Genomic DNA, 12,735 nt, shown 5'->3' on the forward strand with positions numbered 1-12,735 from the left:
AGGGCGAGGAAAGGGAAGGGGCTGCCGCGATGGCCTTGAGGCACGCCGTACTGGCGGCGCTGCTGGACGGCGAGTACAGCGGGTACGAGCTGGCGAAGTCGTTCGACATCGGCGTCGCCAACTTCTGGCACGCCTCGCCCCAGCAGCTTTACGCCGAGCTGACCAAGCTGGAGAGGGACGGGCTGGTCGAGGGCCGCCAGGTGGTCCAGGAGGGTCGGCCCAACAAGCGGATGTTCCAGGTCACCGACGCCGGCCGCGCCGAGCTGGAGGACTTCGCCGCGGCCGCGTCGAAGCCGCCGGTCATCCGGGACGACCTCCTCGTCAAGGTCCAGAACGCCGACCGGATCGGTACCGCGCCGGTGATCGAGCAGCTCGAGGAGCGGGCGGCCGCGGCCGAGGCCAAGATCGAGCTCCTCGGCAGGGTGCTGCGCAAGATGCGCGGCGACCTGGACGAGGAGGAGTACCTGCTCCGCGGCGAGCGGATCGGCGGGTACCTGACGGGCCTGCGCGGCATCGCCTTCGAGCAGGGCCACCGCGACTGGTGCCGCCGCAGTGCGGCCGTCCTGAGGGAGAGGTCGAACCGTGCCGAACGGTGAGTACCTGCGCTACGTCGCCCTGGGCGACAGTCAGACCGAAGGCCTCGGCGACGGGGACGACACGGCGGGTCTGCGCGGCTTCGCCGACCGGCTCGCCGGACACCTGACGGCCGTCAACCCCGGCCTCCAGTACGCCAATCTGGCCGTACGGGGACGCCTCGCCGGCCAGGTCCGCGCCGAACAGCTCGGCCCCGCCCTGGCCCTGCGCCCCGACCTGGCCACCGTCGTCGCCGGCGTCAACGACATGCTCCGGCCCCGGTTCGACGCCGCGGAGGTCGCCGCGCAGCTGGAGGAGATGTTCGCCGCGCTCACGGCCGCCGGCGCCCACGTGGCGACCGTGACCTTCCCCGACCTGGGCAGGATCGTGCCCCTGGCCCGGCCCGTCTCGCCCCGCATAGCCGACCTCAACGACCGCATCCGCGCCGCGGCCGCCCGCCACGGGGTCACCGTCGCCGAGACCGCCCGGCCGGCCGCCGTGAACGACCCGCGGATGTGGACCACGGACCGCCTCCACGCCAGCCCCGTCGGCCACGAACGGATCGCCGCGGCCCTCGCGCACGCCCTCCGCCTGCCCGGCAGCGACGACAGCTGGACCCTGCCCCTGCCGCCGCGGTCGCACCCCGCCGGCCGGTCCGCCGCCGCGGCCGCCGCGGCCGAACTGCGCTGGGCCACCGGGTTCCTCGGCCCCTGGCTGGGCCGCCGGCTGCGCGGCCGCTCCTCCGGCGACGGCCGCACCGCGAAGCGCCCCCGGCTGCTGCCGCTGAACGCGACGCCCACCGACGCCGCGCCTCAGCCGAACCACCCCTAGTCCGACCAGCCTCAGTCGAACCAGCGGTCCCGCGCCAGTTCCGCCGTGCGCGACGGGTCCTCCAGCAGCGCCGCCACCTCGAAGCGGCGCGGCCACTGACCCGCCGCCCAGGCGAGACCGGCCGCCACGCCCTCCAGCGTGGACGCGTGGAGGGTGCCGTCGGGGGTGCGGCGCCAGTCGAGTTCCGTGCCGCCGGCGACCAGCTCCTCGTGCTCCACGTACGTCACCGGGGTGGCCGGGCCCAGCAGCACGCGCACCGACTCCGGGACCTCGTGCACCTCACCCGGCGTCGTCACCTCCGCCGGGACCGTCTCCGACAGGCGGCGTACCTGGAGAAGCTCCGCGAGGTCCGCCGCGCGGGACGGCGGTACCGGCAGCAGCGGGAGCCCCGCCGTCAGCGGCAGCAGGTCCGGGGCGTCCGCGATCACGGCGTCGGCCGCGTCCACCACACGGACCTCGCCGTCCACCACCGCGCGCAGCTCGTCCGGCAGGGTGACCTGCTCGGGGTCCAGATCGGCCAGCGCCCCGTACAGGCCGTGCAGCTGCCGGCCCGTCACCTCGCGCTCCGGGTCGGCGAGCCGGGCCAGCAGCTCGGCCGCGCCGCCGGGCTCGTCCAGCAGGGCCGCCACGGTGGTCCGTACGCCCAGCGCCCGCAGGACCTGCTCGTCCTCGAAGCCCGTGGCGTCCGCCGGGGTGTAGAGGCCCGCCAGCAGCGGGTCGCCGCCCGCCGCGCGCAGGCCGGCCGGGCGGCGGCCGTCGAGCACCGGGTGGTCGCGCAGCCACCACGCGGTGTACGAGCGCACGGACTGCGTGGTGCCGTCCGGCAGCAGCACCCGTACGGGCTGGGTCAGCGCGTCGCGCAGCGGCGGCTGCGCGAGCATCGCCAGGGCCTGCGGCCAGCAGTCGTCGTCGACCAGGTCGAGGTCCCGCACGGCGACCAGCTCGGTCGCCACCGGCGGCACCGGGGTGTCCGGCAGCTGGTCCAGCAGGTCCTCGCACCACACGTCCACCGCGTCCAGCAGTCCCGCGTCGTCCGGCTCGGCGAAATCCCCCTCGCGGGGCTCCAGTTCGTCCGGGTCGAGCACCACGTCGGTGGCGCGCACCAGCTGGAACGTCGCGAGCACCCCGCAGGCGGTGAGCGGGCCCTCGCCCCACCGCTGCGCCAGCTCGGCGTCCACGTACGGGACCTCGTCCTCGCGGATGACGGAGGCGAGCGCCGAGCCCGGCATCAGCAGTTCGCCCGCCGGGACCAGTTCGCCGTCCTCGTCGGGCAGGGCCAGCGCGCCCAGCCAGGGCTCGTCGCCCGGCGCCAGATCGGCGTCCCGGGCCAGCCCCAGGACGACCTCGGCCAGCTCGTCGGCGTCCAGGGTGTCCGCGTCCTCGTCCCAGACCTCCCCGGCGTCGAGGGAGCCGGCGACGGCGGCCCGCACCTGCGGGGTCGTCAGCACGGCCCGCGCCGTGGCCGGCAGGGCTCCGAGCTTCTCCAGCAGCGGGTGCGCCGCGTCCGGGTGGGCCACCTTCAGCCCCAGCCGGGCCAGGTCCGCCGGGGTGTCCGCGTACGGCAGCAGGACGTGGCGCGGCCCGATCGTCGTGCGGCCGTCGGCGAGCGGCACGGGCAGCCCGGACAGCCGGTCGGGGTCCACCCCGGCGAGGCTGTCGTAGAGCCGGTGCCACCACTCGGGGGTGCGCTCGATGCCGGCGATCCGCTCGATCGCATCGCCCAGCGGGAGCCGGCCCACGCCCAGGGTGCGCAGCTCGGCGCGGCGCTCCAGGCCCGCCGGCAGCAGCGTCGGCAGGACCTCGGCGAGGACGCGTACGGTGTCGGCCCCCGCGCCCTCCACCACCTCGGCCTCGAAGGGGCGCAGGGCCGCGCGCTCCTCGGCGTGCTCGGGCGGTGCGGCCGGCGCGAGGAAGGCCGTACGGGGGAGCCGCTGGAGCACGGCGGCGCGCAGGGCCCCGTCCAGTGCGCCCTTGCCGAGCGGGCCGGGGACCAGGTCGACGAGGCCGGTGCTCACCGGGTCCCAGGCGCCGAGGAGTTCGGCGTACGCGTCGGCTGCGCGCTCCACGAGGAAGTCGGTCAGCGGCCCGGGCGCGGGGTGCCGGCGGGTGGTGTCCAGCGGCAGGGTCGCGATGAGCAGGGCCGGGATGCCCAGGGGCTCGTCGGTGGGGGTCGGCGCGTGCACCACGGGCGCCGTGGCCGGGCGCAGCGGGGCGCCCTCGGAGTCGACGGGCACGGCCCAGGACACCGCCCAGGCGGGGCGCAGCCGTTCCTCGACGGGCCGGTCGGCGAGCAGGGCGCGCTCGATGGGGCCGCCGTGGCGGACGGTGCGCCAGCGGCTGGTGCGGGTGCCGGACGCGGTGGTGTCCTCGATGACGGTGTAGGGGCCCTCGTCGCGCCGGTACAGCGCGCGGGAGCCGCCGGAGGGGGTCTCCACCACGACTTCGTGCAGCCCGGGCAGGGTGAGCAGCAGGGCGTCGTCGATGCCCGCCAGCAGCCGCTCCACCAGGTCCTCGGCGGCGGCGTCGCGCAGCGGGAGGACCACGACGGTGTCGTAGCCGTCGGGGGCGGTGCCCTCGGCGGGCAACGGCAGCCGCAGCAGCGGGACGTGGCCGTCGCGGCGGCGCAGTTCGTCGCCGAGGCCGGGGCTGCCGACGGCGGCACCCCGGGCCAGTTCGCGGGCCTCGGCCAGGGACCAGCGGACGCCGCCGTGCCGGCCGAGGACCGCGGGTTCGTCGCAGACGGCGAGGACGGCCGCGAAGCCGACGCCGAAGCGGCCGACGCTGTCACCGGAGGGCTCCCGCTTGGCGGAGGCGCGCAGGGTGCTCAGCGACTCCACGCCCGTCGCGTCGAGCGGGGCGCCGGTGTTGGCGACGGCGAGCAGGGCGCGGCCGTTCTCGCCCTCGTGCAGGGTGAGCCGCAGCCGGCCGGGCACCTTGGCCCGGGCCGCGGCGTCGGCGGCGTTCTGCGCCAGCTCGATGACGAGCCGGTCCCGGTAGCCGCCGAGCGCGAGGTCCTCCTCGGCGTTGGCGTCCTCGCGGAACCGGGCCGGGCCCGCGCCCCAGGCGTCGAGCACCCCGCGCCGCAGCCGGGCCGTGCCGAAGGGGTCCACGCCGCTCTGTGCCGCCGTCACTCGCACGCTCACGCCGCTGCCTCCACGCTGTGCTGCCGTCAAGAGTTGCCCTCCGGAGTTGCCCTCCGGACCCCTGAAGGTATCGCGTACGGAACTACGCCTTGCCCGTGAGGTGCGCGAACACGACGACGTGGGGTCCCCGTGGCGGTCCGGGGCGGGCCCGCCGTTGCAGGAGGGCGAGAAGACGGCCCCGGGGATCTGCGGGGTGGCCATGCGGCTGACGACGGCGGCCGCGTCCCGCTCGCCGGGGGGTGGGCCGTCCTGCCCCGGTGCTCGGGGCCGAGGTCCCTCCGTCGCTCCGGACGCCGGGCCACGGGAGGGAGTGGCCCGGCATCGCGGGGGCGGCCGGCAGCTCGTGGACCGTCCGCACCGGGTCAAACGGCGACGGCGGCCCACCGACGATCAGCTGACGAGCGCGAACCGGTGGTGACCTGGGGCGACAGTAGGCGTCGCCCCCTCGGTCGGACCAACCTCCCCCACCCGCCCGCGATCTTCGAATGGCTCGATCTCATCGGTGAATTGAACGGCCCGTCCACCGGCCGGGCTCTTCCGTACCCTGCGCGGGACGCCCGCCCCCGGACGCAACTGGAATGCCGACTTTGCGTCTGCTTGAGCTCGGACGCTGGCCGAAACCGTGCGGGGGAGACCGGGAACGCCGAAGCCCCCGGCGACTTCACGTCACCGGGGGCCTCGGTACCGATCGGTACGGACCGTCAGAGCTTCTCGATCACGTAGTCGATGCAGGCCGTCAGCTTCTGCACGTCGGCCGGGTCGACCGCCGGGAACATCGCGATGCGCAGCTGGTTGCGGCCCAGCTTGCGGTACGGCTCGGTGTCCACGATCCCGTTGGCGCGCAGCACCTTGGCGACGGCCGCCGCGTCGATGTCGTCCGAGAAGTCGATCGTGCCGATGACGGACGAGCGCTTGTCGGCGTCCACGACGAACGGGGTCGCGTACTTCGACGCCTCCGCCCAGCCGTACAGGTTGCGCGCGCTCTCCGCCGTACGGCCGGTGGTGAACTCCAGGCCGCCCTGGTTGTTCATCCACTCCAGCTGCTGGTCCAGCAGGAAGAGGGTGGCCAGCGCCGGGGTGTTGTACGTCTGGTTCTTCAGCGAGTTGTCGATCGCCGTCGGCAGCGAGAAGAACTCCGGGATGTGCCGGCCCGACGCGTGCACGCGGGCGGCGCGCTCCAGGGCGGCCGGGGAGAACGCGGCCAGCCACAGCCCGCCGTCCGAGGCGAAGGACTTCTGCGGGGCGAAGTAGTAGACGTCCGTCTCGGTGATGTCCACCGGCAGACCGCCGGCGCCCGAGGTCGCGTCCACCAGGACGAGTGAACCGGCGTCGGCGCCCGCGACGCGCTTGACCGGCGCGGCGACACCCGTCGAGGTCTCGTTGTGCGTGTACGCGTACACGTCCACGCCCGCCTCGGCCACCGGCTCCGGGTGCGTGCCCGGCTCCGAGGAGATGACGGAGGGCTCGTCCAGCCACGGCGCGAGCTTCGCGGCCTTGGCGAACTTGGAGGAGAACTCACCGAAGGTCAGGTGCTGGGACTTCCGCTCGATCAGACCGGCGGTCGCGATGTCCCAGAAGGCGGTGGAGCCGCCGTTGCCCAGGATCACCTCGTAGCCCTCGGGGAGGGAGAAGAGGTCCCGGATGCCCTGGCGCACCGAGCCGACCAGGTTCTTGACCGGGGCCTGGCGGTGGGAGGTTCCGAGCAGGGAGGTACCGGTGGCGGCGAGGGCGTCCAGCGCCTCGGTCCGCACCTTGGAGGGGCCCGCGCCGAAGCGTCCGTCGGCGGGCTTGATGTCAGCGGGAATCTGGATCTCGGCCACGAGCGGAGCGTATCCGGTCCCGGACCGCGCGTCGGAGGCGCGTCCACCCGATGAGACGCGTCCGGACGGTGGGAGGGTGGTGCCGTGACGTCACCCGGGGAACTCGAACGGACATTGCGGGCGGAGCTGCGCGGCGAGGTGGACTTCGGGGCCGCCGCCCGGGCACTGACGACCATGGACGCCTCCAACTACCGGCGCGTCCCCGTCGGCGTGGTCGCCCCGCGCGACGCCGAGGACGTGGCGGCCGCCCTGCGCGTGTGCGCCGAGGCCGGGGTCCCGGTCGTCCCGCGCGGCGGCGGCACCTCCATCGCCGGCCAGGCCACCGGCACCGGAGTGGTCCTCGATCTCACCCGGCACATGAACGCCCTGGTGTCGGTGGACCCGGCCGCCCGCACCGCCGTGGTCCAGCCCGGCCTCGTACTCGACCGGCTGCGGGACGCGGTGCGCCCGTACGGACTGACCTTCGGGCCGGACCCCTCCACGCACTCCCGCTGCACCCTCGGCGGGATGATCGGCAACAACGCGTGCGGCGCCCATTCGGTCGCCTGGGGGACCACCGCGGACAACGTCGCCGAGCTGGCGGTGACGGCGTACGGGGGCACCGCGCACCGGATCGGCACGGGCTGGTCGGGGGCGCCGAAGGGGCTGCGCGAACTGGTCGACAAGAACCTGGCCCTCCTGCGCACCGGGATGGGCGGCGGCTTCTCCCGGCGGATCTCCGGCTACGGCGGACTGGACGCGCTGCTGCCCGAGCGCGGGGTGCGGCTCGCGCGGGCCTTCTGCGGGAGCGAGGGCACGCTCGGGGTGGTGACGGAGGCCGTCGTACGCCTGGTGGAGGCGCCGCGCGCGCCGGTCCTGGCCGTCCTCGGGTACGCCGACGAGAGCGCGGCGGCGGACGCGGCCGCCGGCCTGCTCCCGCACCGGCCGCTGACGGTGGAGGGGATGGCCGAGGACCTGGTCCGCGGGGCGGGGGGACTGCCGCGGGGCCGGGCCTGGCTGTTCGTGGAGATGCGGGACGAGGGCGCGGCGCGGGAACTCGTACGGGCCGCCGACGCCCTCGACGCGGTGGTGGTCACCGACCCGGCGGGGCAGCGGGCCCTGTGGCGGATCCGGGAGGACGCGGCGGGCACGGCGACGCGGCTGCCGGGAGGGGAGATGGCCTGGCCGGGATGGGAGGACTGCGCGGTGCCGCCCGCCCGGCTGGGCGCGTACCTGCGGGAGTTCCGCGCGCTGCTGGCGGCGCACGGGCTGCGCGGATCCCCGTACGGGCACTTCGGTGAGGGCTGTGTGCACGTACGGATCGACTTCGACCTCGTCTCGGCGGACGGTGTGGCCCGTTTCCGGGCCTTCTCCGGCGAACTGGCCGACCTGGTCGTCGCGCACGGCGGCTCGCTGTCGGGGGAGCACGGCGACGGCCAGGCGCGGGCCGAACTGCTGCCGCGCATGTACGGGCCGGAGGTGGTGGGGCTGTTCGGCGCGTACAAGGACGTGTGGGACCCGGCCGGCGGGATGAACCCGGGGATGCTGGTCCGGCCCGCACGGCTCGACGAGAACCTCCGCTTCGCGGTGCTGCCGGCCACGCCGTTCGCCGGTGAGGTCGCGCGGTGCGTCGGGGTCGCGAAGTGCCGCACCACGGACGTCGGCGGCGGGCCGGGGGTGATGTGCCCCTCGTACCGGGCGACGGGGGAGGAACGGCACTCCACGCGCGGCCGGGCCCGGCTGCTGCACGAGATGCTGGCGGGGGAGATCCTGCGGGACGGCTGGCGCTCGACGGAGGTCGCCGAGGCGCTGGACCTGTGCCTGGGCTGCAAGGGCTGCCTGAGCGACTGCCCGGTGGGCGTGGACATGGCCACCTACAAATCGCAGTTCCTGCACCACCACTGGTCGGGCCGCGTCCGCCCGCTCGCCCACTACGCCCTGGGCGGCCTCCCGACCTGGCTCCGCCTGATCACCGCGCTGCGCGTGACGCGCACCGCGAACGCGGCCGCCCGCCTCCTCCCGCTCCCGGGCCTGACCCGACAGCGGGCGCTGCCGGCCCTGGCGACCGAGCCGTTCACCCGCTCCCTCTCGGCTCCACCACACCATCCAGCCTCGCCTGGGGGTCTCCCCGGGCGGAGTCTGGGGGAGTTCGAGGCGCGGGGTCCGGGGCGGGGCCCCGGTTTCGGGAAGGGGCGGGGCCCCGGTTTCGGGAAGGGGCGGGGCGGGGAGAGCCGCCCGCAGGGCCCCACCGTCACCCTCTGGCCCGACACCTTCACGGAGTACCTCGCCCCGGAGGCCGGCCGCGCAGCGGTACGGGTTCTGGAGGCGGCGGGTCTGCGAGTGACCGCACCCGGGGGAACGGTCTGCTGCGCCCTGACCTACGTCTCCACCGGCCGCCTCGACCGCGCCCGCAAGGTCCTCCACCGCACCCTGACCGCCGTCGGCGACGTCCGGGCACCGGTGGTGGTGCTGGAACCCAGCTGCGCCGCGGCCCTCCGCACCGACCTCCCCGCCCTCCTCCCCGACGACCCCCGCGCGGCCCGCCTGGCGGCAGCCGTCCGCACCTTCGCCGAGACCCTGGAGGAGTACGCCCCGGACTGGCGGCCGCCCCGTCTCGACCGCGCGGTGGCCGGGCAGACCCACTGCCACCAGCACGCGGTCCTCGGCGACGCGGCGGACCGGCGGCTGCGCGAGCGCGCCGGCCTCGTGGGCGAGCTCAGCGGCGGCTGCTGCGGTCTGGCCGGGAACTTCGGCTTCGAGCCGGGCCACCACGAGGTGTCGGTGGCCTGCGCGGAGGAACAGCTGCTCCCGGCGCTGCGCGCGGCCGGTCCGGACGCCCTGGTCCAGGCGGACGGCTTCTCGTGCCGCACCCAGATCGCCCAGCTGGGCGGGGTCCGGGCCCGCCACCTGGCGGAACTCCTGGCGGAGGGTCTGGACGACGGCTCGGCGGCGGACGTATGAGGCAAGCCCTGTGAGCCGAGCCCTGTAAGCCAAGCCGTGTAAGCCAAGCCGTGTAAGGCAGGGCCTGTAAGACAGGGCCTGTAAGACAAGCCCTGTAGGCAGGGTCTGTAAGGCAAGACACGGCTCGACACTCCTTACGGAGCGCGTAATCTGGAGAAATGCCCGCACCTTCCGCATCCCCCTCCTCGTCGCCCTCGCAGGCCGCCACGACGGCCCCCGCCCCCGTACCGGCCCCGCTGCCCGCCGAGGGCCAGGGCCGCGGCGGCGGTCTCGGGCCGGTCGCGCTGGTGATCTCGGCGGGGATCTCGGTGCAGTTCGGCGCCGCCCTCGCGGTCATGATCATGCCGAGGGCGGGCGCGGCGGGCGTGGTCACCCTGCGCCTCGCGGCCGCCGCGGTCGTGCTGCTGCTCCTGTGCCGGCCCAAGGTGCGCGGCCACTCCCGCTCCGACTGGGGCACGGTGCTCGCCTTCGGCGTCGCCATGGCCGGCATGAACGGCCTCTTCTACCAGGCCATCGACCGGATCCCGCTCGGCCCGGCCGTCACCCTGGAGGTGCTCGGGCCGCTCGCCCTGTCCGTCCTCGTCTCCCGGCGCCTGGTGAACGTCCTGTGGGCCGGCCTCGCCCTCGGCGGCGTGGTCCTGCTCTCCGGACACGGCGGGGGCGGCCTCGGCTTCGGCTCGCTCGACCCGCTGGGCGAGGCCTTCGCGCTCGGGGCGGGCGCGATGTGGGCGGCGTACATCGTGTTCAGCGCGCGTACGGGCCGCCGCTTCCCGCAGGCCGACGGGCTGGCCCTGGCGATGGCGGTGGCCGCGGTCCTCTCGCTGCCCCTGGGCATCGCCGGCGCGGGCACGGACCTGCTGGTCCCGAGCACCCTCGCGCTGGGCCTCGGCGTGGCCGTACTGTCCTCCGTCCTGCCCTACACGCTGGAAATGCTCGCCCTGCGGCGGATGCCGGCCCCGACCTTCGCGATCCTGATGAGCCTGGAGCCGGCCATCGCCGCCACCGCGGGCTTCCTCGTGCTGAACCAGGCCATGTCCGCGCTGGACGCCCTGGCCATCGCCCTCGTGATCGCGGCCAGCATGGGCGCGGTCCGCTCCCAGATGCGCAAGCAGCCCGCCTGATGGACGTCGACACCTACCTTGCCGGGACCCCCGAGGCCCGCCGCCCCGCCCTCACCCGGCTGCGCGCCCTGTGCCTCGCGGAACTGACGGGCTTCGAAGAGGTCATCGCGTACGGGATGCCCGCCTATGTGCGGGCGGGCGGGAGCGTCGGCGAGATCGCCTGGGCGAACCAGAAGCAGTACATCTCCTTCTACCTGTTGCGCACGGACGTCCGCGACGTCTTCGCCGACCGCCTGGCCGTCCACGACATGGGCAAGGGCTGCCTCCGTTTCCGCAACCCGGCCAAGGTCGACTTCGACCTCCTGCGTGATCTTCTCCGCGCCACGGCAGGGGCGGCGCCGGGCGAAGTCTGCTGAGGGGCGCCCGGCTGCAACCGGACGGTCGTTCCCCGCGTCGTTGCTGACGCGTACGCCCGTCCCGCCGGCCGCGGGGGACCGGCCGGGCGGGCGCACGTCTCTCAGCCGAGCGGCAGGTCCAGGTAGGAGGGCGTCGCCTCGGGGGAGGTGAACGCCAGCGTGGCGCGCGGCAGGTTGGCGTCGCCGTAGAACGGGTCGCGGGCGTCGATCACCAGCATCAGGCGGTGGCCGCGTGGCACGTCGTACGCCGTCGCCTGGAGGTCGATGTCCGCGCTGACCAGGCTGTCCGGCGGGGAGTCGGCGTCGGTGTACGGGGCGTGCGTGACGATGTGGGCCGTGCCGTCGGCTGCCGCGTCGAGGAGGTACGCGACGAAGGTGGAGCCGGGGTTCGCCGCCCGGTAGGTCACGCGCAGCCGGGGCGTGCCGCGCAGCCGGACGGTCTCGGCGGCCGGTTCCGCTTCCCATACGGCGGCGAGGGTGCGGTCGATGTCGTCGGTCGGGTAGACCTTCGGGCGTCCGGCGATCTCGTCGTATCCGGACTCGACGACCTTGTCGGCGACGGTCGCCGGGGTGTCCACCCCGCACACGACGGTCGCGGTCCAGCCGGCCTGCGGTTCCTCGGCCAGTTCCCCCTCGTCGGCCAGGTGCAGGCGTTGCACGCTGTCGGTGAGGGAGGGCCAGCTGGGGCGGGGTTCGAGGGTCTTGCTCCACATGACCTCGCCGAGCACCTGGCCCTCGGCACCGATGCCGTTGTCGATCCCCTTGAGGTGGTGGTCGAACCAGCGGTGGGCGTCCGTCCAGATCCGGTTCGGCAGGCCCAGCATGCCGGTCATCTCGGGCCCGGAGTGGTCGCCGACGGAGACGGCGAGGCGCTTGGGGCCGGTCAGCTCGTTGAACATCTTCAGGGTCTGGTTGGGCGGGAAGAGCGTCTCGTGCCAGGCGTGCGAGAAGAAGACCGGCACCTGGCGGCGGTTGAGCTCTTTGATGTGGCTGAAGGGCGAGCGGGTCTCCGCCCAGCGCAGCGTGCCGGGGATGTCGCGGTTGCCGAGGACGTTGTCGAAGACGCTGTGCGTCTGCGGGCTCAGCCGCGCCTTCGAGGCCGCCTTGAGCAGGGCCCGTACGGCGGCGACGTGGCGGGTGGAGTTCTCGTAGAACGCCTCCCCGAGGTCGCCCCAGCTGCTGAGCGCGACCACGGCGTCGACGCGGGTGTCGTGCGCGGCGACCAGCTGGCTGATGCCGGAGCCGTACGAGTCCCCGAGGAAGCCGATCCTCGTCACGGGCCCGGAGCTGCGCTCGATGATGTGGTCCAGGGCCCGGCTGCCGTCGGCGACGTCGAGCGGGCCGGCCACGTCGACCTGGCCCTCGGAGCCGGCGAAGCCGCGGGCGGAGTAGGCGAGGACGTTGTAGCCGCGGGCCGCGAACAGGCTGGCCTGGACGGCGTACGGCAGCCAGCCCAGGCTGGTCCAGGGCGAGGGCATGACGATCACCGGGCGCGGCTGGGCCCCGGTGTGCCGCCAGAGCGCGGCGTCGAGGAGGTCCCCGTCGGCGCCGGTCACCTTGCCGCGGGTGAACACGGCGAGGGAGCGGACCTCGGCGACCTCCGCGGCGCGGGCGGGGGCGAGGCCGGTGACGTCGCCGCTCTCCAGGGCGGCGACGAAGGCGCTGAGGGCGGTGGCGTCGAGTTCGGGATAGAGGGAGAAGGGGGGTTGGGCGGCTGGAGTCACGTCAGTCCATCCTCTTCGTCGTGGATCCAAAGCGGATCGAACGTGGATCGAATGCGGATCGAACGTGGTGCGCCCGCCCGGGCCCGGAGCGGAACGTTCAGTATCGACGGGACATCCGGTGACGTATCGCGAGTTTCCGGCTTACGGCCTGAATCGCCCCCTCCGTGCCCGGTGGCCGCCGCGCCGCGGGACCTGCGGTCGGCGGGCGGCACCGCAACTGCCGTGCC

At 74.8% G+C, this 12,735-nt stretch carries 8 protein-coding genes; 5 read left to right on the top strand and 3 right to left on the bottom strand.

Going from position 1 to position 12,735, the window contains the following annotated elements; translation table 11 throughout:
- Nucleotides 1-29 precede the first annotated feature (29 nt).
- Nucleotides 30-596 carry a PadR family transcriptional regulator gene (locus tag IF88_RS0101780; protein WP_030706705.1) on the top strand — a complete coding sequence of 189 codons (567 nt, stop codon included), beginning with the start codon at nt 30-32 and terminating at the stop codon, nt 594-596.
- Nucleotides 583-1,404: an SGNH/GDSL hydrolase family protein gene (locus IF88_RS0101785; RefSeq protein WP_030706706.1), complete on the top strand. Its 822-nt coding sequence runs from the start codon at nt 583-585 to the stop codon at nt 1,402-1,404. Before IF88_RS0101780 ends, IF88_RS0101785 begins: the two co-directional genes overlap by 14 nt.
- Nucleotides 1,405-1,415: 11 nt before the next feature.
- On the opposite strand, the gene IF88_RS0101790 is transcribed toward IF88_RS0101785, so the two are convergent.
- Entirely contained in the window at nt 1,416-4,547 is a 3,132-nt protein-coding gene (locus tag IF88_RS0101790; protein WP_030706708.1) for a sacsin N-terminal ATP-binding-like domain-containing protein, read from the bottom strand.
- Between the two features lie 701 nt (nt 4,548-5,248).
- Nucleotides 5,249-6,367: a phosphoserine transaminase gene (gene serC, locus IF88_RS0101795; protein WP_030706709.1), complete on the bottom strand. Its 1,119-nt coding sequence runs from the start codon at nt 6,365-6,367 to the stop codon at nt 5,249-5,251.
- A gap of 84 nt (nt 6,368-6,451) precedes the next feature.
- On the opposite strand from serC, the gene IF88_RS0101800 reads away from it, so the two are divergent.
- From IF88_RS0101800 to IF88_RS0101810, 3 genes are all read left to right on the top strand, one after another.
- Complete coding sequence (locus tag IF88_RS0101800) at nt 6,452-9,307, top strand: FAD-binding and (Fe-S)-binding domain-containing protein (RefSeq protein ID WP_030706711.1); 2,856 nt, start codon at nt 6,452-6,454, stop codon at nt 9,305-9,307.
- 158 nt (nt 9,308-9,465) lie between these two features.
- The gene (locus tag IF88_RS0101805; protein WP_030706713.1) at nt 9,466-10,428 is read left to right on the top strand and encodes an EamA family transporter; all 963 of its coding nucleotides are present in this window, start codon (nt 9,466-9,468) and stop codon (nt 10,426-10,428) included.
- A complete protein-coding gene (locus tag IF88_RS0101810; protein WP_030706714.1) occupies nt 10,428-10,784 on the top strand; it encodes an iron chaperone in 357 nt (118 codons plus the stop codon). The genes IF88_RS0101805 and IF88_RS0101810 overlap by 1 nt, the downstream gene beginning before the upstream one ends.
- A 101-nt stretch (nt 10,785-10,885) precedes the next feature.
- On the opposite strand, the gene IF88_RS0101815 is transcribed toward IF88_RS0101810, so the two are convergent.
- Nucleotides 10,886-12,508: a CocE/NonD family hydrolase gene (locus IF88_RS0101815; RefSeq protein WP_030706715.1), complete on the bottom strand. Its 1,623-nt coding sequence runs from the start codon at nt 12,506-12,508 to the stop codon at nt 10,886-10,888.
- Nucleotides 12,509-12,735: the final 227 nt, after the last annotated feature.

The sequence above is a fragment of the Streptomyces sp. NRRL F-2580 genome (assembly GCF_000720115.1).
Classification (GTDB): Bacteria; Actinomycetota; Actinomycetes; order Streptomycetales; family Streptomycetaceae; genus Streptomyces.

What these genes read in the sequence shown, in the direction of transcription:
- IF88_RS0101780 (WP_030706705.1), top strand. Translation starts at nt 30, where the DNA reads ATGGCCTTGAGGCACGCCGTACTGGCGGCGCTGCTGGACGGCGAGTAC.
- IF88_RS0101805 (WP_030706713.1), top strand. Translation starts at nt 9,466, where the DNA reads ATGCCCGCACCTTCCGCATCCCCCTCCTCGTCGCCCTCGCAGGCCGCC.
- IF88_RS0101810 (WP_030706714.1), top strand. Translation starts at nt 10,428, where the DNA reads ATGGACGTCGACACCTACCTTGCCGGGACCCCCGAGGCCCGCCGCCCC.